Raw genomic sequence first — 21650 nt, forward strand, 5'->3', positions numbered from 1 at the left:
ACACGGCCTTTAAATTCCGATGTCATTAATTCGTCTAGGTCTGTACCACGAATATCGGATATTTCTTCTTTCAATCCATTTTCTTGTTCAAAATTCATTAATACTTTCCCTTAGAAAAAATCATCTTCAAATGCTAAATCAATCATTACCGTGTGTACTGCTTTCGATTTACTTTCAGCATCTTGCATGATTAATTTGTAACTTATAGTGCGGTCAAAGCCACTACCTTCAAGCTTAATTTGCACTTTTCGCTTACGTTCATCCATCTTATCTGAAGATGAATCAAACAACTCGGTTTGTCTTGAGCTCACAACTTTACCATCTGGATTTTCAATCCAAATATCAAGCTCTCTTGCTTTAAAGTTGTCACCAATAGGATCTGTTTGTAAAAACTGAATTCTGTCAATATTGGCAACAATTTTTATTGGGCTATCTAATGGCACTACACTGACTTTTTGTTTAATTTGTTTTTGCTTAACCGTTGAGTGAATAGCTCTTAAATGCATAACAGGCACACAAACTTCCTGAGGCATTATGCCACCATGAATAAACTTAGCCCCGCCAACAAAGTTAAAGCGGTTACTTCCCCTTGGGATCATAAACTCAGCATCATCACCACCTTCAACATCTACGCCAGCAGTGTTAGCTAATTTGCCAGTCCAGTAATAGCTGTCTGTAGGCAAGTTGGAGCCTATTACATAACGTTTTTTGGCTTCGGTTGTGCCTGCTGGTTTTGATTTAAGCGCAGTCTTATCTGAATCGGTCACATCCGTCATTTTAAACAAGAAACCATGATCAGCGGTAATAAGCACTCTACTACCATTTAAGCGATTAATGATACGACCAATCAATTGCTTAATTTCATCAACGGCATCGCGAGCGGCTTCAAAGGTTTGATTCTCTGTCGTCTGCTTATCGCCTATTGCATCAATCTCATCGTGATAAATATAAACCACCTGAGTATCACGCACTTTGTCTCGGCCTTCTTGATTTGTCCAGTTAAGAACCTCATCCGCTTTAAATGCAACACCGCCGTGCTTTTCAAGGATCTTATGGCGATTGTCATGCCCATGCACAGACATGCCATCAGCTTTATATTCTGGCTTAGTGCCAAGGTGAGCTGTCAACTTCTGATGAGGTAACAAGCTACCCATACCCAGTTGAGTGTAAGAAGGCACAACGCCTAACTGAGACTTAATCTCAGACTTAAAGCGTTTTTCATCGTTAATCTGTTGGTGAATATCATGCGCTACCTCGTATCGAAGTGCATCGGAAATAATCACAAAAACCCGTTTAGTTTGAGTTTTATTTAATACACCTTTAACTTCTTCACGGAAGAAGTCTTGCTGATTGTTTATTCCAGCTAAGCTCCAATTATCAAGTAAGTTTTCATCATCAACTAACTTACCCCAAGCAATTGCTAAATCATGCAAGTACCAATCAACATATAAGTGCTCAATATCTTCAACAAGGCCTGTTGCTTTTAGAATATCAGAACCGTTTTTGCTTATTTCAATCGAGTTTTCACTGAAAATACGATACGCATGGTCAAACTTATAAAGCTCTGTTTCATAAGCTTTGTAAAGGCTTCTAGCACTTTCAAATGCTAAACCATCAATATGCTTTTCTTTTAAGTCATAAAACTCTTTAGCGGCTCTTAATGCCGTATAAATAGCCGTATAGTTAGCACTATCTTTGTGTGAGCCTGGTGAGCACCAATGGCTGCGTAACTTTTTCGAAACCCAGTCATTAATTTCAACAGCGCTATATGCAGGTAAATCCGTTGCTAACGATTTAATTAGCTGCTGATCCGCTTCAACAAAGGTTTCAACATGTATCAAATCCGACGGATGTTTAAACTCGGCAAGTTTACTCTTAATTTCTAGCTCTTGGGCAACTTCAAATGCCACAGCATTATATGAATCCGATAACGTTCTGCTTTCTCGCCAAGACGACACAAAGTTAACCACAGATGCACGTTTAGAAGCCGCGTTCAGTAGCAATTCTTTTACGCTCTTTGGCAGTGCTGTTGTTTCTTCGTCACTTAAGCTCATAGGTAAAGTATGTGCAGAAAGGCTTGAGGCAAAACTCGTGGCTTGAACAGTAACGCCAGACGTCTGCAACGCTTGGTAGCAATCAGTGACTAATAACTTAGTTAATAAGTCTTTAAATAAAACGAGTTGAGCACTAGTAGCTTTATCATCAATCCATAAACAATTAGCAACATAGCCAAACTCTTCAACAGCTAACAACCAAAACACTTTACCAAGCTCAAATTTATTCAATTCAGATAGCAACTCACCTGCTTTTTCTGGTTGTTCGGCATACAATTTAATTAACTGGTAAAAAACCGCAGTAAAAGAAACCGTTTCCACCTTAGTGATAACAGCAATCATCGAAAGCTCTAAGGTTTTTTTATCTGCGCCCTCAGGGAGTAATCGCTTTAGCTTGTTATATCGCTGCTGGTTCCCAAAAAACTTCTTATAGCGGCTAATATCTTGGCGAAACTCCATTCTCATACCCAGCTCATTCAATATCATTGAGCTTGAATCAGCATAAAACTGCTCTGCGTATAAGCGAATATCATACAGCCAATCACGTGCTGGCTCGTTTTGTGGTTTATTGCTATACAACAAGAACTTTGAGCTTGTTTCTTTTAGCTCAATACGTTGCTTTATTTCAAAATGAGAACACCCATCAAGCTCAATAAGCTCTACATCACTGCCATTCAGCTCATCTCTAACTGATGCCAGCTGTTCATTAAATTCGACATCTTCATCTTGCCAAAATACCAATCGGCACTTATCAAATTTGGCTAAAATGCCTTGTTTTATTTGTTCTAGGTTCATTAGATTACCCCTTGTTAGTCAGGTTGAAATAATTACAATTTCTAGACAAAACAGTGCAATTTAAATTTGTAGCGCCAATAAAGCCTTTGATAGCGATAACTGAGCTATCATCTTCCGTCTGCACTTGCTGCCTCGCCAATAAACTTAGCTGAAGCTCTGATGTTAACTCAGCCCAGAAACCATCAGATGCAACGACTAAAGATTGCTCTTTTGCGACATTAAATCGGAAAAGCTCGGGGTTATATTTTTTTCGCATATTTAAAGAACGGGTCAAAATATGCCTTTCAGGTAGTAACTTCATTGAGTCTTTAAAACTTTCACCAAAAGGGTTGGCGCCAGTATGAACAGGAGAAAGCCAAATTATCTCATCCCTCACAGTGCCTATACGTGAGTCACCTACGGTATACCCCCACACATTGTCGGACTCATATGAAACAAAACACGTAATTAAGCTTGCTACTCCAGATTTGAATGACTGCTGCAACTCAATAATGACTTGTTGAAATACTTCAAGGAAAAGACTGGGTTCTGCAACACTTTCATTAGTGACTCGCTCTAAAATTAAGCCATTAAGTTGCTCTACAAAGCTTGCACAATTAAGTGATGAACTTGTTGAAACATCCAATAAATAAACCAATACTCCACTATCAAGTTCGAAAAGCCCAACAAAGTCCCTATTGGTCTCACGAGCACTACCTTGTTGTGAATAACAATCTATATCCATTACTCTGCTATCCATTATCAGCAACGCCTTCTAGCCTTTCAAAAATCACCTCTTCTCTATCTGAATCACCATTTGTTAGGCTTTGAATCGCATACTCAAAATTGGAATCTTCTAATAGTAAAAACAATTGCTTTGAGATATAACTCTTCAAAGCCGCTGAAGCGCTATTTATTTCTTCTACGATTTCCTCTCGGCCATCAAAAATATTAAGCAAATCTTCTATATCATGGCTAGATAAGCAATCTCCATTGCCACGTCCCAAGTAAGCTTCAAGTTTTGTCGCAATAAAATATTCCGGCGCAACAAGTTTAATCGTCAACTGCTCAGTCAATTGATAATCTTGGGCCGTATCTACGGCATCTCTATACCACTTATTTGTAAAGCCGAGTGTTTTCTCATCCACAGGCATAAAATCAACTTTAAGTTCACCTAGCAACATACGGCACATCACTTCTTCACCCATATCTATGCTAAAGCCGTGCCCTCTTAATTGATCTTGTAAACTCGTCCAAGCAGGATAACCTACTACATCAACGATTAAGTCAACATCATCGGTATACCTAATTTGCTCTTTGGTGAAATCGTCTGTAATCAAAAGTCCTGTAGTACAGCCTCCCACAAACACAACTTTTTGAATTAATTGCTCACCAAGTGCTTCTGCTACTTTTGTTAGCATCTGTTTTTGTAAATTTATCGTTTTCATATTGTTGTCTTAAATAGTTGCTGTAAGGCTTCTAAAGCAAAGTTCCGTTCTCTAGGATTACCTAGTCTAATCGCGTCTGTTAACGCAAGGTATGCATACATTCTTGGATCTTTGCGAACAGCTTGAAAAACTTTGGGATGTAGAGGCTCTATAGCTAAACCTTTTGACTTGCCCTTGGCATAAGGCCAAACGGGTGAGAAATCACCAGATGTCATTAACCTCCCTTGTAATACAGGGGCAGCAATAGAGGTTGCAATTCCACGCGTTAATACTCCCTCTTTGGCAGGGAATACATACCTAATCCCATAAGCAAGGAACTCTAATAGTGCTTTAACATTTGTTTTAGGCACCGCTAGTTTTCTATCAAGCTTAACTAGTCCAACTTCAGTCATACGCTTTAAACTCAAGTTAACTTGAGATTTACTAATTCCCGTATCACTTTCTAAAGATCGCATTGAAAAACGACGCTCAATATACTCATCGATTAAACTAGGCTCTTCAAAATATACCTCCTCGCCATCACTCCAGTCATCAAATTGCCAACTAATTTTTAATAATTCGCTTTCTACGGAGTTCTCGCTAAATAGCTCAGTGTGAAGGGACACTAATTTCAGTAACACAACAATATCTTGACTTTTCATTTTTATTTCCTTTCCCCGTCCCAAGTCCTAGGACTAAGGACAGTATCCTTTAAACAAATTAAACATGTCAAGAATATTTACATGAAATACAAATAGTCCCTTTTCCTAGCTTCATATATTACTTCACCGCCTTTCCGTGGATAGTTTTTACGTCGTCGAAAGCAATAGCTATGCGCTTTCCACACAATGATTTAATTGCCCGTCGCAAAACTCTACTAGCTTCGCATATAAATTATTGCAATTACTGATAGATGCTATTGTTTTTTAGAGGGATTACCAAACAATAACTCATCTTGATATAAAACTCTTTGAAACTTGTAATCATTTATCATTAAAAATGATCCGAACAGGCAGGACATTGAATATTAATAGGCTTTAAAGCCTCAATGGAATGATAATTCCAATAATCGCCGTTTTTAATTAATCTCGTTCTACATTCGCTATTAGAGCAATAACTATAAATAGTGAAATGCTTACAATCATTACAAGTCGCCCACCATACTTTATCATTATTACCTTGCGAATAACTTAAATCGGTGCTACCACATTGAATACAAAACTCAGTTGACTCGGTGAGTGTAATAGGATGCTGTTTATTGAGTTTGTTATTCTCAATCCCATATTGTAAACACATACCTACAAGCCTTTGTAATTCATCTAGGTAACTAACCGTATCAATAGGGGAAAGTTTAATTGCACCATATCTATGATACTGTTGCTCACGAATAGCATCGTCCCAATCAAACATAGTTATTTCACCTAAAAAGCTGTGCTGTGCCCAGGATTGCGGGTTAATTGCGACAGGTACAGCGTCATTTGAAGGGTGTAATACAAAAACCCCATTTTGACCCTTCTCTGAATAATCTTTATCAAAATAAAGGTGTTTTATAACTTGGCTGATACCACCATATTTGGGTTCATTAATGTCTTGATAAAACTTTGCGTCAAATACAAAAGACCGAGTATAAACCTGCCCATTATCGCCTTTTGCATTAACTTCAAGTAAAAAGTCTGGCGTACGTCTATTACTTAATACTTTCTCATACCATAAGGTAACTTCTCGACATGCGTCATTATTTGTAAAGGTTATTGAAATGTTTTTTTCATTATTTAATACTGATGCAATAAGTTTTTCTTTCCAGCCCTTTTCCGGCTGATATCTAAATTTAAATATCAACACTTTAAAAAACTGCAGTAAACACCATCTTTCGTAAAGAGACGATATATTTATTAACTTTAAATTGTCAGACTTTTGAATTGCCTCAAATACATTATCTCCATTAAAACCAGAGAAGTTAATTATGCTTTTATATGCCTTATTAGCATTACTGTAAATTCGGTTTTGAATGTAGGTCATAGATGAAGGGAAATTGCCCGTCACGCCTATTCCTAGTCGTTCAAACTTTACTTGTAGCGATTTTAAAGCTTGAATAAATGGCACAAAATATTTGGTTAAGCGATCAGCCATATCTACTTTTGCTCTAAGCCTTGTGTGCATTTCCTGTAGTGAGGCAAGTTCACGCTGCTGAGCTGTTTTTTCATTCTGGCGAAGAAGCCTCTTCCAACCGTTTCTCGCTAACGTTTCAGCTTCTGCTTCCATGCTTTTGATTTTATTAGTGAGCTTTTCAAGTTTATCGCTTCCAAGTAAATCTATCCGGTTCAGCCCTCTTATGTTTATTTCGATAACAGACTTCCCTCTTCGGGTTCTCTTATCATATTGCCAATTACCAGTAATACGATATACACAGCCAATTTCAACAGGAACCTTGACACTAAATAAAACCAGATTATAACCATCTAAACCGTTTAGCTTTCCATCATGCCAAGGCTTATTCGCAGAACTTTTAATTTTTGCAAAAAAACGATTTTTACTATCACCAAACTGACCGGTTAAATGAACAAACAATTCCTTGTTAGCGGCTAAATTGTTTTTTGAAAGGCTTTTATTGAAATCACCTAACCTTGACTGCATCTGCTTGCGTTGTTCTTTCAACCGGCTTATAGCATTTGCTACCGCATTAGCATTAACCAAAACATACGGACTTACCCCATCTATACGAGATTGATAATTTTTTACTTTTCGAGAGTCAGTATCGTATTGTTGCTGAGCAATATTCTTAATAATCCCTAACATAAATACGGTTTGCTTTAACATAAAATGTGCATACCGATTCTCTGCATTATCAGTAGTTGGTGTTGCCACTCGGCCGCTATAGCTTTTAGCGTAGGGGTTTTTTATGTATTCAATAAAGGTTTTATTAGTTGGCCTAACTCTTCCCCTTGGCTGCGGGGATAGTGTTTCAATTAAATCGACTTTAAGGTTAGCCACAATCGCGGTGATAGACTCAATAAAGGTATCTAACGTTTTAAAAATATCTTCATTTAAAACTAAATTATCAAGTTTACCTCTGCTGGTGAGATAGCTTTCATCATCGAGTAACAGCTCTGAAAAATCGAGCTTAAAATCAGATAAATATCGGTCAAGCTGTTCATAAGTAAAAGTAGAGGCTGCAACTCTTAGCTCTAACTCTTCAGAGCCTAAACTTAAAATAACCGACCCAACACCAGTCAGCATTCTCGACTGCCATTGGTTTCGGTCTTTATCCCATTTGTCTTTTTCAACCCACCACGTTAAACCCGTTTTAAAATCAACAACAGGCTGCAACGGTAACTTATCAGTTCCATTAATAATAAAAGGGGTAAAATCAACGTTATTGAGCGGCCTAACAGCAAACTGACCAAATTCACTTTTGTCATCGTTTAAAGTCGAGTAGCTAATAATATCAGCACAATATTCACCTTTACCAACAGACTCTACATCTATCGGTTGAGCCGATAGTTTCACAGAGCCAACATGAGTCTTGTCACGCCAACGAATATTAATAAAACGGGCTTCAAAGTTCATATTTACAGCCAAAAATTAACATTCCAACCGTTTGCCTCTGCTTTTTTCAGCAATGCACCCAGCAATTTAACCGAAGAAAATGACTCATTAATCTTTATGCCATCACCAATATCTTGCTTAAGCTCCCCATGCATTTGCAATAGCAATTCATGTTTATGGTATTCGCCAACTTTCACTGTGCCATCAAAGTTAAGCTTTGGTAAAACCTTAAAAAGAAAAAAATTGTTTAATGCTTCCTGCTCACTAGTGTTTACATCATTAAAATAATGCTGGTAATTCAAGCCTTGTCTAACCGGTCGCATACCAAAGTCTAAACCGAGTGGATGAAAGAACTCTTTAACGTATTTTGTCATTAATTCACAAAAAGGAGACGAAGCATCAAAAGCAGGATACTCATGTCTTCTCCCCATTTCTGCACTAGAAAACATGACTGGTAAATCAAAGCGAGAAATACCTAATTCATACAACCCCTTCTCTTTATTCAACTCAATCTCTGCTTTAATCCCTGCCAAATCCATTAATAAAGGACTTTGAAACTGCATCACATGAACACGGTCAAGTATTTTTGGCGACAAAAAGTGCGTTGTATCATCAATATTAACAGAACCAATAATACGAACATTTTCAGGCAGCGTTAATACTGAAGGCTTGTTGGTACGCTCAGCAATCAATCGACGAATATCACCGTGGTATTTAACTAACGACTCCTGATCACTCATGCCAAACGCCAAACGAAGCTTCTTGTTAATAGCTTCATCTTGAATCAATTCAACAAAACTCATTGAGTCGCCGTTTTGACTGTTAGTGCGAGCATCTTGCAATATAGTCAGTACTGTTTTTATTTCTGAAAGGCTATGCCCAACAGAATCATCACTGTATAGGCTTATTTTAGGCGCGCTGTTACGCTCTTCCATTTTCGACAAAAAGTCAGCAAAATAATATTCCACCTTAGCTAAATTCATTTCGTCTAAACAGATTAAATAAGGTTTTGAAGGGTTATCTCTCGCTTCAATTAGTGCATCTAAAAAGGGAGTTGAAATATATTTTTTTTCAATCGGATTATAATAACCCACTAAATCTTCTGAGCCCGTCCAATTAGGTTTAACAGGAATAACCTTAGCAACGCCTCCTATCGCTTTAGCAAATGCCTTAACCAAACTTGTTTTGCCCGCACCAGAATCACCTGCTAACACAATTAAATCATTACATCGCAATAAGGTAATAAAGTTATCAATAATATCCTTGGGGTATAAAAAACCATTCTCTGCCAAATTAGCTTGAATATATTGCGAAACCAACGAGTAATCACTGTTAAAATCAGATGAAAAATTCAAATACTCACCTTTATCCTCCTCTGCAACTTTAGATGACTCATCTACTTTATCAATCAAGTCTAATTGCTCTAAAACTCTCGTTTTTTGCTCTATATAGCGTGTAAGTTCAGATAAAGATTGTTTCATTTCAATTTCTTTTCCCTTAACGCCTTCTAGCGCTTTTTGAGCTGTAATCAGTTGCTCATTAACCGAGTCTTTTTGTTGCTGAACTGACGCAATACCACTTTCAATCGCTTTTATTTGCTGCTCTTTACTCTTCACGTCCTCAATTAATGAGGCGTTTTTTTGATCTAACAAATCTTTATTTATATTAGAAACATGCTCGATAATCCCCTCAGTAATATAGCCCCACTGATGCTGCTCATCTTTTAATTCCGACAGCTCAGTTAAAGGCTTAATGCTCGAAGGCTGAACCTTTAATATAAAAGGATTATTATGCTTTTCTCTTTCTTTGGCTTCTGATAACTCAACAGCACAAGTTACCCATCTAACGCCCTTATCCGTGTAATACTCCCTTGCAACTTTACTATTTAAAAATATTCCTCGCCTTGGAATGTCATGCTGAGTGGGTATATCGACTGGATAAGTTAATAACTGCGTTTGATTAACCGCTTTTACATTCGTCAACTTAATAAAAGTATCTTCAACCGTATTAATCTCAATTAACTCGCCCCAAACTAGCAATTCATCGCTTTCTATTTGCCAGTGTGCTTTTAACACTTGCAGCAAATCATCATCAGAAAGCGCTTGAGCTTCAGCAATTGTTATCAATTGTTGCGTATTGTCTGTTTCCATTTTATTTAAATAGCTCCATCATATTACTTCACTGCCTTTCCGTGGATGGTTTTTACATCAGCTAATAGGTTGCCGAATTTGCCGTAATTGGCTTTTACGCCGTCGTCTAAATCGAGCGTAATGCGCATTTCGGCGTAGTGTTTTAATTGCTCATCGAAGGTGCGAAGTTCGGCTTGCTTCTTCTCAAGTGACTTTAAATCTTTTTCGATACCACGAGATTCTGTGCCTGTGGCTTGTAGTTGTTGCTCTGACAGGAGTGTATGCTGTGCCTCGTATTTACCCATTAAAGGCGTTACGTACTCGGTACGCATACGTGACAATGTGCCTTCGTTATAACGGTGCAAGTAAACTAAGCATTCAAAGGCTTTTTCTTTACCAGAGCTAAATAGCCAATAGATAGGGCGTTTTTTATATGTCTTGCAATGATCTTTGAAAAATTGAGTAGAGAAATAACGGCGAACGGTATCCATCGCACTTTCTGCCTTCTTAGGCTTCAATGCGTGTAAACATAAACTCTCAGCAACAAACTCTAAATTTTCTGTTAAATGTTGATCACCCCAAACCGTTTTAACAAACTCTTTAAAGCGAGCCGTCGCGTCATCTTCAAATAACCATTCTTCTGATGCTAATGGAATAATGCCATCATCATCTGCTGGGAAAGTTTTGTATGCACCTTCGGCTTCCAGCTCTTTAAAACCATCATTGCCTGAATGCGCATAAACGAGACCTTCTCGATCTAGTGAATAACGTCCCATCATACAGCCTATTGAATAGCTAAGTAATTCGGAAAATTCTTTAGACTGATATTTCTGGTTTAGTTCATTCACGTTACCGTTTCCAAAAATGTAGAGAGGATTGCACAATAAAGTAATATCTTTTTCATCAATGGATTTATTTACATCTGCTTGTAATCTAAATGTATCGATATACATTTCATCAATTTTATTTCTAAATGATTTCACATCGGATATTGTTTGTTGTGATTGAATGAAAAGCTTATTGAATGATTCTTTTACAGAAAAACCTTTATCAAAAAGTAAGCTTTGAGCTTTAAACCCATAAGATGTTTCTTTACTTAACCAATCAGTTTTATAAATATTGAATAACTTTTCGTTATAACCGTTTAAGTCAACTTCTTCATAAGGTAAATTGAGTACATCTCTCGTTTGTAAACTTACTGTAGGGTTAATAATCTTTAATAAAAAGTCAGCAACCGAACTTTGAAGGTAAGCCAGTAGTATAGTTAAATCTAAACTAGGGTTTATTGGATATACACATGGACCAACCGTTTCTGCAATATGTTCATTTTGTAACAACCTAAAGGTATTACGATTTCCAGTTAGTTTTGACCAGGTTATAGCTGGGATGTCCCACAGATAATCAGGGGGAATTCTGGCTACTTTATCTTTTCTATAATGAGTTGTAGAACTTTCATCCCACTTTACAATGAGTTCATCATTACCATATATATCCTTTGCGTCACCACCTTTAGCCATAAAGCGATAACTAGTAGAGTCTAATAATTGTTGCTTTCGTACTTCCCAATGAAATCTTACGTATCTATCGTTATTACCTGTCTTCAATAAGCCATCCGAAAACATTACCTTTCCCAATGCGCTCTTACAGCTGAAAGATTTTCGCACTGCATCACTTGACCAATAGCTTATTATTGAACCAGGGTATTGTTTAAAGTCAATTTGTTTAATATTTGTAAAACATAAATCCTTGCTATGGAATGAGTTCTTTTTATCTTCTTCATTTCCCGCAACAAGCCTTTTAAACGAAGGTGTAAATTCTGCCATTTGGCTATTGCTTAGAACCCAAGCAGTAGTCTGTACTACTTCTCCGGAAATTTGGCCAAAAGCTCTCGATCCAAAGTGAGCCATAGATAAAATTGTTTTATTGTCAATTAACCAATTTCTAAGTTTTTCATAGCTAGATAAAAACATCCAAGATTGCATATTAACTTGAGCATTCAAACCGTTTTTATTTAAAAAGAAAAAGCTTCTTTCCATAAAAATCGCAAACAAATCAGCCTTAGAATTAGGGAAATTTGTTCTAGCAAACTCTTTTAACTCTAAATTCATTCCATTGCTTCCCATATATGGAGGATTAGCAATCACAGAGTCAAAGCGTCGAGCTAATAAAGTGGCTTGGTTAACCATGGGCAAAACGTCCAAAGCAGCTTGTTTGGCAGTAGGATCTGAACTTTTCCCTTTTGCTTGCAATAATTCTTTTAAAGCTATTAATTTTTGTAGATGTTGATTATTAATATGTATTAACGAGCCAAGTGTTTTAGCTTGTAAGAATGCTGTTTTCAATATTTGTAGTAACTGGTAATAGTCAGCATAAATACTTGCTTGCGCAGGTATGGTTTTATCGCTCTGTTCGTTGTAAGCAAAGTCGTTTGGCTGTACTACCTCATCAAATAATCCTGCGGTTGTGCCACTTTGATGTTTTCCCTCTAAATCCAGCGCATTCCAAAGTTTGTGTATATCAAGGTGCTCAGAAGATTGCAGTGATAATACATTAAGAGTTACTTCACCTTCTTCAACGCGTTGAAAGATGCGCCTGTCATCTTCACGCGCTTTCATCATAAGGGCAAAACCAGCAAGCTGCGCCGCCCGATCATCAATATCTAAACCATAAATATTCTTAGTAAGAATTAGTTCTGGTATTTCGCGAAGGCGGTAACCGCGCTCTAAATAAATTTCACGTAATACTTCATAGACTTCAACCAATATATGTCCCGAACCACAGGCAGGGTCGAGCACTTTTATCTCTTCTGGATCTATACTGGTTGGCGTAATCGCTTTTAGCTGCTCGATGACTTCATCAGATTGCTCAGCAGGCTCAATGTAATATTCCATTTTGTCTTTAAGGTCTGAGTCAGGGTAAGTGGCTAACCACTGCCTACCCACCGAGTTTTGTACTAGGTATTTAACAATCCAGTTTGGTGTAAATAACTGAGTAGCAGCGGGTATATCTTCTGACTTAACCACTTTACCCATTACAGAGTCTTTGTGCTCTGATATGTAAAACTGATAAAGCCATCCAATAACTTCAATCTCTTGCCAGTCTTCTTCTGGTATATCGTTGATTAGCCCTTTTAAAATAGAATCAGTTTTGGTTAGGTTGTTTGGCAGCAATAACTCGGTTGCGTCATCAATCGCCTCAAACGCTAAGCCTTTAAATATTTGAGGCATAATTTTAGCGAGTTGGTGACATTGGCCTAATAGCAATTCACGATACAACTCTTCTTCTTTATCACCCGCAAGCTGTAGCTCAATAATATGGTCTTTATCTAAATTTAAACTTTCAGCCACATCGGATGCATGATTTAAAATTTCAGGTAGGCCACCTTGGTTAGTGGGATGAGAAAGTACACGAAAACCATGGTCAAAGTAATCGTGTATTTCCATATAACGCAGTGCGGCAAGGCGGTTAAACCATGTGTAGGCAATTTCACGCGTGAACATGTCATAGCCACGTTCTGCTAGTTTGCTTTCTAAACGTTTACGTTGCTCACCTTCTTTGCGAGTAAAGGCACGGCCTTCAATTATGGCTGCACCGCCTTCTATACGGACGTCTTCTACTCGGTCTTCGTATATACCAAAGTGAGCTGCACGTTTTTTAACGGCTTCAATAAACTGTTTACGCGCTTTAGGTGCGTATGCTTTTAAGTTTTTAGTGTTCATAATTTTCTCTTTACTGGGCCGCTAAATCTGGCCCCTGTATCTGATCCATGATGTTAATTTGTTTCGCAATCTTGCTTGCTACTTTATTTGGGTATGATGTTACCGGCAATGTAAGTTTGCCTTAACTGTTCAGGAGCAACTATGATTGCGTCAACTTGGCTAGTGAGTATTTGATTTTCGGCAGTTTGGCGCTCACTTTTGTCCATTGATGAATTATATGAGACCACTTTTAGCCCTAGTTTTGCAGCAGAGTCTATTTGGTTACGAATCAATGACAACAAAGGCGATATGATTAATGTAGGGCCAAAGCTTTGAGAGCGACGAATTTTTGTTGCGATAAAATATACCGCACTTTTACCCCAACCAGTACGTTGAACCACTAACAACTGATTTTGTTTATTAACCAGTTCATCGATAGATTCCCACTGGTCTTCATGAAACGATGCTGTCGGGTTTCCCGTCATTTCATGTAGATATGCTTGTGCTATTTTTTTCATCGTTTTTCCTCCTTGGATGGCTCTTCAAACAATTTGTCGTCGAGCTTTTTTGCTCCTTTGACTAATGTGCGAAAGAAAAACCGGCTTGGTTTTGACATTGCTACCTTATAAACCATTTCACTGGCATCAACAGAACCTTTGACAGTTCCTTTAATAGCAACACCCGCACCTTCAAAAATTGCTTCTACCCCATCAACGCCCTTATTATAGCGTTCAGAAGCGTGATTTATTCCGCTAATAGTAGCGAAGATACCCAGCGTACCAACACCTGAGAGAATGGCATCAATAGCAGTGTCTTTTGCGTCAATCACTCCACCACCTAACGCTTGTTCTACTGTATTGTTAAGTTCTTCGTTGGTATACCCTCCATCAATTGCAAGGGTTTGTGCTGCAATTTCACTCGTTGCTATTACAGGGATCTCTTCATCAACTGTGGCAATATAAGACACGCTGTCTGTTGCTTTTATTTGCATCTCTATGCCATCAATTGTGATATCTGTGCCGGGGTTATTAAAGTGCTCAAATAATTCGCCTCCTGTTTTGTCTGCTACAAGCTGCTCAAAATATGCACCTTTTGTTAAACTAACTAAACCTGCATAGCTTTCTGGTGACATCCAAAGTGTTTCGAACCAGATTTCGAAATTAGACATGTCTACAAAGTTGCCATTAACTGCTCTAAGTGAGTTGTAAACTTGGTTGGCGTTATTTAGGTCGTCAGTAATAGATACAGGTATAGATAATCCAGCAAACCAAGCAGCAGCAACAGACGTTTTACTAATATTCTTTACTAGCTTTTTATCAACAGCATCTTTTAGAGTTTTATGTGCTCTATCAATTCTTTGTTCACTTAAAAGCAGTAATGACACAAAGTGATCTTCTATTGCTTTGCAATCATTGCCATATGTTTTGTTAAACTCTTTAAGCGCTACTTTTAAGCTGTGTATTTCTTTGTCTAATAAACTGAGATCTAGTTTTTCGTCATTGTCTAATTTATTCCACCATGAAAAATTAGCATAGGCTTGCTGCCACTCAAGATTAAGCTGGGTTCGCTTAAACTCAAATGTTGACAAGGTAGTCACTAATTTATTTCTAGCTGCTATGACTGGAATTGCATTTTTTTTATTAGCCAATTGCCTGATGTTATTTTTTTTTAATACCTTTCTCTGGCGAGCTAATTCTTTTTGCTTATGACAGCGAATTGGCTTTTTTTTCTTAAATAAATTAGTAAATAAGTTCATTTATTGTAATCCCTTTGCCTGCGACTGTCCTTAGAAGTTTAATTATCAAAATCTAGTTATACTTTTGAAAAATGGTCTACTAAACTACCGATTGAGGTGGCTTTATTGGCACCTCAATTGGCAATTATCTTCATCTAATCCGTACTTTATTATTGCTCTTTACTAATGCTGTGAGCTTCCCTTTAAGTGCTGCAAGATAATTATCAATATCATCTTCTGTTTCAATTATTCCTGCGCTATTAACCTCTCGCATTACACTTGAGGTATCAACTGAAACTATTTTTTTCGGTGTTGGTTCTGCTACTTTTTTTGGCTCAGGTTTTGTTGGTTTGTAATCACCAGTCTCTGAGTCTATACCTGAAGCTGAGGCTGATTCGGGGGCTTGTTTAGCCTTTTGCACTGCTTCTTTGGCTTTTTGCTCAGCAAGTGCTTGTTGCTTTTCAATAAATTTATTGATTAGTTCGTAGGCATCTTCTTCAAGTGTTGCAGCTTCTGTGATCTCTTGATGTATTTCAGCAATGCCTTGCAGCGTATCAACACGCTTTTTAGCGTTTTGAAGTGGGTAAAGCGCTTTATTGCTAATATCGCTATTTACTGCGCCAGCGGCTTTAATTTGCTCAGTCACATGTTCTATACGAATATCGATTCTTGCCTTTGCATGAGTGCGCTTTTCAGTTAATAAAGCCTCGTTAACCTTGTTTACACTTTCAATAAGCGGCTCTACGTCGCGTATATCACGGTACGGGCGCTCTTTATTAAAAATAGATTCTAACTTTTGTAGCGCTGCTATCGCATTTGCCTCTTTTTCGAGTGCAATACGGTTGCGGTCAAAGTCGATAGTGAGTGCTTTGTACAACTTTTGCCAAGTTGAAAATTGAGTTTCGTAGAAGTTTTCAAGATCTTGGTAGTCTTCTTCAAAATCAAGTAAATCATCACCATTAGCTAGGAATGATTCAATAAACTGATAGCTTGATTGCGCTTCAATTAAACCCGCTAACAATACTCGGCCATTATCAATATCTTTTACACCTGGGTAATGCCCCGTTGATGCTTTGTTAGCAAAGCCATCAAGCTTCTTTTTCATGGTGTTAATATTAGCTTGAGCAATATTAAACAGCTCTTTTTCACTGTCTGGGGCATTTTTGCCAAACACGTTTTTAAACAATTTAGCCGCACGGTTTAAGTTGGCTTCAGACTGTTGTTTAATACGTCGAATGCGAAGCTCTCCACGTTTTCTAACTTGAGTTAGGTTGTCGTATGCACTTTTTAAAGGCACGTCTTGCTGACGCATTTGAAAGCAAATTTTGTTAGCTAACGCTAAACGCGAAATGATTAAAATTATTTCTTCATCGTTCCAACCAAACGGTCGTTTTGAAAAGCGTTTTACAATGTCTTCTGCGGTAATAGCTCTGCCAGTGTCATCGCCAAGGGTTATGAACTTTTCTACCTCTAAAGAGGCTAACGGATTTATTTCATCAGCATTTAAATCGAGACCAATTTGACTAACATCGTCAGCAACTAAGGTGTTTTGAATTTCGCGGCGTATATCACCTGGAAATGGTTTTACTAACTTTAATTTACTGAATGTGTTTTCAATTACGTAGCGATAAAGCTCTTGAAGTATTGAGCTTACAGCCCCACCTTTTGGATTTTGTTTAGAGCCTAATGCGTAAAATTCAGCATCTTTTAGTAGCTCTTCTACCTCTGAAATTAAGCGGCGATTTCGATCTTGGTTTTCTGTCGCTTTTTGATGAAGTAACTGTTGTTGTTCTGGGCGTTTACCAGAGTTACCACGTAAAAACTTACTTGTTCGGATAAACGTTTCGATGTCTCTGAATACTCTGTTACTTTCAGCCAGCTTGATGATTATAGAGCCACTATCCCCATCCATTGAACGATTAGCACACACGGTAGATGTATACTCATCGTAGTTTGGATCTCTTGGTGTGATCACTTTTACTACTAAGTCGTTTTCTTGAGAGCCATCTCGTGGACTACCATTACAAAAACGGCTGATAGGGAAATCTTGCTTGTTTTCAGGGTAGCGATAGTTCGCTTCACGACGCAGCACATCATCGAAAATTAGATCGCTAATCTTTTTAGTCTGATCAGATAACTCTATTTCTGTTTTTTGAATTTCCTGTTCAATTTCTTTTTCTTCGTTAGTTAGGAAGATGTATTCATCACCTTGGCGAGCGATAAGCATATTGAGCTCTAGGGCATTTAAAGCCTGCTCAATTTCGCGCCTTAACGCTAGGCGGTCTTCATCGACTTTGCCTACACACAGGGTGACTAAGTTATCTAACGTTGACTTAATTACATCGACATAACGAATTAAAAACAGGGTTTTTAATATATTAAGTGCAAACGGCGATATAGATTCTTTAACAGATGCCTGATCAATATCTTTTTTAACGGATGTATCTAAGAAGCTTTCGATAGCTGGGTAGAAGTAATATAACGGAATGAGAACTCCGATATTTTCGTCTCGCACCTCTTTGGCTGCGCTTTGGAATGCATCTAACAAAGAGCGTTCACCACGGCTTAAATGTAAGCCTGTTGCACCCGCTTTACGAATAGCTTCAAATATTTTTTGAACTAGCGTGTAATGGTATGGCACAAATGGATAGCTATTAATAAAGCTACTTGCATCTTTATAGTTAGCTAACTCAGCAGTTGTTGTGCTGTCAAACGCTAACTGGTTTCTTAGAATGTCACCTTTTTGATCATACAAGTCCTGAAGCTCAATACGGGCTGCATTTTCTTTTGATAATAAGCGTTTTTCTATCACCTCACTGGTATTTGAGCTTGAAAGTGATAGGCGCTCAAATCGGCCTTGGATTTTTGAGAAATCGTGCCCTTTTGAGCCTGTCATTTGCCCTATAACTGCATCGATGTCTTCTTGGGAAGTAACCACCACCCAAGCACGGCCTTCACAAATAGTACCGAGGTTTTCAGTGATCGTTTGAAGTTTCAGCATCATTTGAGTGTTGTTACCAATGAACTGACCCACTTCATCCACAAAAAATAATACTCGGCGGTCTGAACTTACATCTAGGTATTCTTTTACCCATTTACAAAAGTTGCTTACGTCCAACGTGAAGTTGTTTTCAAGTTGCTCAACCCACTGCCTTGCTGACTCGGTTGATTGATTAGTTACTTTACCAAGCGCATCTGCCATGTCGTCTCGGTAGAAGTCGTAAGCATCTCTTTCTTCTATCCAGTTAGTAGAAGCTAATGCCTTAAATTCTTGTTTAAACTGTGCAAATACACCTCGCTGGTCTAACTCGCGCTCTAGGTGAGCGATATGAGGGTGATCGCCACTGAAGCCCATTTGCTCGTTAAAGACTTTTAAGAACACTTTTAATATTGCATCATCGCCGTCATCGGTGTTGGCACGGCTGTCGATGTTAAAAAGGATGACAGTATTATCTTTGGTAACCGCAGTGTCTATTTCACCGAGTAAGAAGCCATCTAGGTTTTTATCTTTGAAAAAATCGATAGCTGATTTATCAAACTGACCATTTGTTGCTTGAATATTTTGTAAAAGGTAAGACAGTATTTTGATGAAATGAGATTTACCTGAGCCAAAAAATCCACTCACCCAGATCCCTAATTTGCCTGATGCCGCTTTTGCTTTTGGATCGCGTACTGAAGGCATATACGCATCGAAGAACTCTTCGAAATGTTTTGCTAATTCGGTAGTGATTACATATTCATCTAATTCGGTAAAAACTGTGCTGTTTTCTAATTGATCAGCTTTTACAACACCATTAATTGGTCGGTTTATATCTTTAGTAAATAAGTCTTTAATTTGCATGTTATTTATCCTTGTTGTTTGATTGCAAGTCCGTTTACGGTACTAATTTAAATGCACGATAATAGTTATTTGATTCGATTCTGCCAAAGGGTTTAAGCGCTGTACCGTCGTACTCACCAGGATAGAAAAGTACCGTTGGTACGTTGCCTACCTTAGCATGTAAAGCGTTTAACAAGCCGTGACCACGAATAATAGGCCACGCGCTCCCAAGCCCGTGAAGTAAAATGAACTCAGTTTTGTTTTTTTCACAAGAGCTAAAGTTAATTTTTGAGGCGATAAATTCAGCGACTCGGTTTTGCTCAAGAGGCCCTTTTAATGCGTTGAATAGCGCATCATCACCACGCTCTTTTTGTACCTTAAACGCTCTTTCAGTAAGTTTTCGGGAATCGAGCAATTCAATAATGGCTTCAAATAAGTTGATGCTTTTAAAATTACGCCCACGTTTGTTAAGGCGTTCTGTCATGTATTCTAAATGCTCTCTTACAGTTAATTCTGCCTCTGGTGGGTAGTCGAACACGTAAAAGCCGATCTCGTTTCCTAAACCTTGGTTTTTTAAAAAATCTTCGCTTTCAATCTTGGGCTGAATTTCATCAAGCCGCTCGTGAAGTCGTTTTTGTTGTTTGGTTTTAAGCTCAACCATTAGTGCAACTCCATCGCCGAAATAATATCGTCTCTGTCAATCTCTTGAAGTAAGTCTCTTACTTCTGGTAACAGATATACATTTTGTATTTTTTTATTCCGTGTTGTTTCTATATAACCAGCGTCAGCTATGGCTTTAAAAGCTACTTGAGAAATTTTGTAAGTCGATGACTCTGACATTTGAGCTAGCTCTGGGAATAATCTAATGCGTTCATCCCAAAAGGATTCCCAATCCCCTACATCTAAACTTTCGCGGAACATACGTTTAGCGTCTAAGACGACATTACGCATAAAATCAGCTAGCAAGGTGCAATTGATTAATGTAGCTGCAAACATTAGCTGAGTTGATAGCTCAGTGCTACCAAATGCGATAAGTTCTAGGTATTTGTCTGACATACCATCTAAACGCTTTTTGATAGTAGCCGCATTCCTCTTTGCTGAAGCGTCTGAGCGTTTTTGTAAAACATTCTGGTTTACAATGGCTTCCAACCATTCTTCTTGAGAGGGCTTTTTTAGCAACAGCTCTGCCACTGTCTGGCTTTCCTTGATCATTAGACTACCGCCAATGAGATCGCCGAGATAGTCTTTGTATGAATTAATTTGTGTTGTATTTGGAGTCATTTATAGTTCTTCCAACTCAGGTACATAGCCAGGAGCAATTGCTAAGTTTTCGGCACCGAATAAGGTTTGGCGGTTTTTGAGCCATAATTGGTACTCAGCACCAACAAGTTCGGCATCAGCGGTACAATCTACATTCCAACGTCTCAATAAATAACCAGCCATCGCTGCTCTTACATTTAAAGACAGCTCACCACCGTCCATACCATAATCTAATGCGATGGCAGTGGGATGATTTACATTATGAGGATGAGGCACCAGCTGCAAAGGCATCATGCGCATCCATTGATGGTCGCTTAGCTTGTCTTCTAAAGTTTGTATTTCTGAGCTTTTCAATGTGGCCTTTGTGATTCTAGTTAATACAAAATCCCGAAAGCTGTTAGATTTTCGATCATAAGCTCTTACATGCCAACGCAAACCATTATCGACGATACTGTGGGGAACGATATCTCTTTCTCCTGAGCCGCTACTTAGGGAGGTGTAAATAATATTAACTACCTTTTGATTAATTACTGCTTGAACTAATTTCGCTACAATAAAAATATCAGGGATATTTAAGTGGCTGGGTGCTTCAACTGGGAATGTTGTATCGCCAATGGCATCAAACCCATCAGTTATTTGATTAGAAAGTTTTACAAGAGTTTTACGAGGGTCATGTGTAAATAAGGGCCTAAAGCCCGCAGCTTGAAAATATTTCTTTTCTTTTGAGTCATATAGCATATTTTCAGGGCACAACTCTTTATAGAAATTGATATCACGAGTAGCTGAGGTTAACCCTTTCTCGAAATAAGAAACTATTTCAGCTCTCGTAACATATCCAACAAAAAAAAGTTTAAAATCAATGTATGACAAACGTTGTTTTTGAGTAAAGCCAATATCGTTTAAATTCATTTCTAATTATAAAATCAACTAAGTGAACCTAGTATGTTCATAAAGTGAATAGATATCAAATAATTTTTGATGAATCTTAAATCCACTCATAATTCATATCACTTTAGATAAAATATTATTTAGACTGACTAGTTGATATCAATCAAAATAGATTTTCACCACTTGCTTTTAAGCCTATATAGAATCATATCTTAAATAATATATAATGGTTATGCAGTGTTAATCCACTCAGTCGTACCAACATTTAAGAATCCTAAAAAAATTGTACGACCGTAGCTCAGCTGGTTAGAGCGCTACC

13 protein-coding genes are annotated in these 21650 nt (G+C 37.9%); all 13 read right to left on the minus strand.

Annotated elements, in window-relative coordinates:
• Nucleotides 1-110: 110 nt before the first annotated feature.
• Nucleotides 111-2849: a BREX-1 system phosphatase PglZ type A gene (gene pglZ / locus Q0688_RS13700; protein ID WP_299077653.1), complete on the minus strand. Its 2739-nt coding sequence runs from the start codon at nucleotides 2847-2849 to the stop codon at nucleotides 111-113.
• Between the two features lie 4 nt (nucleotides 2850-2853).
• Nucleotides 2854-3588 carry a hypothetical protein gene (locus tag Q0688_RS13705; protein WP_299077656.1) on the minus strand — a complete coding sequence of 245 codons (735 nt, stop codon included), beginning with the start codon at nucleotides 3586-3588 and terminating at the stop codon, nucleotides 2854-2856.
• The gene (locus Q0688_RS13710) at nucleotides 3581-4276 is read right to left on the minus strand and encodes a hypothetical protein (RefSeq protein WP_299077659.1); all 696 of its coding nucleotides are present in this window, start codon (nucleotides 4274-4276) and stop codon (nucleotides 3581-3583) included. The genes Q0688_RS13705 and Q0688_RS13710 overlap by 8 nt, the downstream gene beginning before the upstream one ends.
• A complete protein-coding gene (locus tag Q0688_RS13715; protein WP_299077662.1) occupies nucleotides 4273-4917 on the minus strand; it encodes a hypothetical protein in 645 nt (214 codons plus the stop codon). Before Q0688_RS13715 ends, Q0688_RS13710 begins: the two co-directional genes overlap by 4 nt.
• A 331-nt stretch (nucleotides 4918-5248) precedes the next feature.
• Complete coding sequence (locus tag Q0688_RS13720) at nucleotides 5249-7492, minus strand: nuclease domain-containing protein (RefSeq protein WP_299077665.1); 2244 nt, start codon at nucleotides 7490-7492, stop codon at nucleotides 5249-5251.
• A gap of 332 nt (nucleotides 7493-7824) precedes the next feature.
• The gene (locus tag Q0688_RS13725; RefSeq protein ID WP_299077668.1) at nucleotides 7825-9951 is read right to left on the minus strand and encodes an AAA family ATPase; all 2127 of its coding nucleotides are present in this window, start codon (nucleotides 9949-9951) and stop codon (nucleotides 7825-7827) included.
• 23 nt (nucleotides 9952-9974) lie between these two features.
• Nucleotides 9975-13649, minus strand: a complete 3675-nt coding sequence (pglX, locus tag Q0688_RS13730) for a BREX-1 system adenine-specific DNA-methyltransferase PglX (protein WP_299077671.1) — start codon at nucleotides 13647-13649, stop codon at nucleotides 9975-9977.
• A gap of 83 nt (nucleotides 13650-13732) precedes the next feature.
• A complete protein-coding gene (locus tag Q0688_RS13735) occupies nucleotides 13733-14146 on the minus strand; it encodes a DEAD/DEAH box helicase (RefSeq protein WP_299077674.1) in 414 nt (137 codons plus the stop codon).
• Nucleotides 14143-15384 carry a hypothetical protein gene (locus Q0688_RS13740; RefSeq protein ID WP_299077677.1) on the minus strand — a complete coding sequence of 414 codons (1242 nt, stop codon included), beginning with the start codon at nucleotides 15382-15384 and terminating at the stop codon, nucleotides 14143-14145. Before Q0688_RS13740 ends, Q0688_RS13735 begins: the two co-directional genes overlap by 4 nt.
• A 130-nt stretch (nucleotides 15385-15514) precedes the next feature.
• Nucleotides 15515-19204, minus strand: coding sequence for a BREX system P-loop protein BrxC (gene brxC / locus Q0688_RS13745; protein ID WP_299077680.1), 3690 nt, complete (start codon nucleotides 19202-19204; stop codon nucleotides 15515-15517).
• 34 nt (nucleotides 19205-19238) lie between these two features.
• On the minus strand, nucleotides 19239-19844 hold the full coding sequence (locus tag Q0688_RS13750; RefSeq protein WP_299077683.1) for a DUF1788 domain-containing protein: 606 nt from the start codon (nucleotides 19842-19844) through the stop codon (nucleotides 19239-19241).
• Entirely contained in the window at nucleotides 19844-20464 is a 621-nt protein-coding gene (locus tag Q0688_RS13755) for a DUF1819 family protein (protein ID WP_299077686.1), read from the minus strand. Before Q0688_RS13755 ends, Q0688_RS13750 begins: the two co-directional genes overlap by 1 nt.
• Complete coding sequence (locus tag Q0688_RS13760) at nucleotides 20465-21352, minus strand: WYL domain-containing protein (RefSeq protein WP_299077689.1); 888 nt, start codon at nucleotides 21350-21352, stop codon at nucleotides 20465-20467.
• Nucleotides 21353-21650: the final 298 nt, after the last annotated feature.

This window comes from uncultured Paraglaciecola sp., from assembly GCF_937123705.1.
Lineage (GTDB): Bacteria > Pseudomonadota > Gammaproteobacteria > Enterobacterales > Alteromonadaceae > Paraglaciecola.

Coding starts and splice junctions, on each gene's coding strand:
- pglZ (WP_299077653.1), bottom strand. CDS start 2,849: ATGAACCTAGAACAAATAAAACAAGGCATTTTAGCCAAATTTGATAAG.
- Q0688_RS13705 (WP_299077656.1), bottom strand. CDS start 3,588: ATGGATAGCAGAGTAATGGATATAGATTGTTATTCACAACAAGGTAGT.
- Q0688_RS13710 (WP_299077659.1), bottom strand. CDS start 4,276: ATGAAAACGATAAATTTACAAAAACAGATGCTAACAAAAGTAGCAGAA.
- Q0688_RS13715 (WP_299077662.1), bottom strand. CDS start 4,917: ATGAAAAGTCAAGATATTGTTGTGTTACTGAAATTAGTGTCCCTTCAC.
- Q0688_RS13720 (WP_299077665.1), bottom strand. CDS start 7,492: ATGCTGACTGGTGTTGGGTCGGTTATTTTAAGTTTAGGCTCTGAAGAG.
- Q0688_RS13725 (WP_299077668.1), bottom strand. CDS start 9,951: ATGGAAACAGACAATACGCAACAATTGATAACAATTGCTGAAGCTCAA.
- pglX (WP_299077671.1), bottom strand. CDS start 13,649: ATGAACACTAAAAACTTAAAAGCATACGCACCTAAAGCGCGTAAACAG.
- Q0688_RS13735 (WP_299077674.1), bottom strand. CDS start 14,146: ATGAAAAAAATAGCACAAGCATATCTACATGAAATGACGGGAAACCCG.
- Q0688_RS13740 (WP_299077677.1), bottom strand. CDS start 15,384: ATGAACTTATTTACTAATTTATTTAAGAAAAAAAAGCCAATTCGCTGT.
- brxC (WP_299077680.1), bottom strand. CDS start 19,204: ATGCAAATTAAAGACTTATTTACTAAAGATATAAACCGACCAATTAAT.
- Q0688_RS13750 (WP_299077683.1), bottom strand. CDS start 19,844: ATGGTTGAGCTTAAAACCAAACAACAAAAACGACTTCACGAGCGGCTT.
- Q0688_RS13755 (WP_299077686.1), bottom strand. CDS start 20,464: ATGACTCCAAATACAACACAAATTAATTCATACAAAGACTATCTCGGC.
- Q0688_RS13760 (WP_299077689.1), bottom strand. CDS start 21,352: ATGAATTTAAACGATATTGGCTTTACTCAAAAACAACGTTTGTCATAC.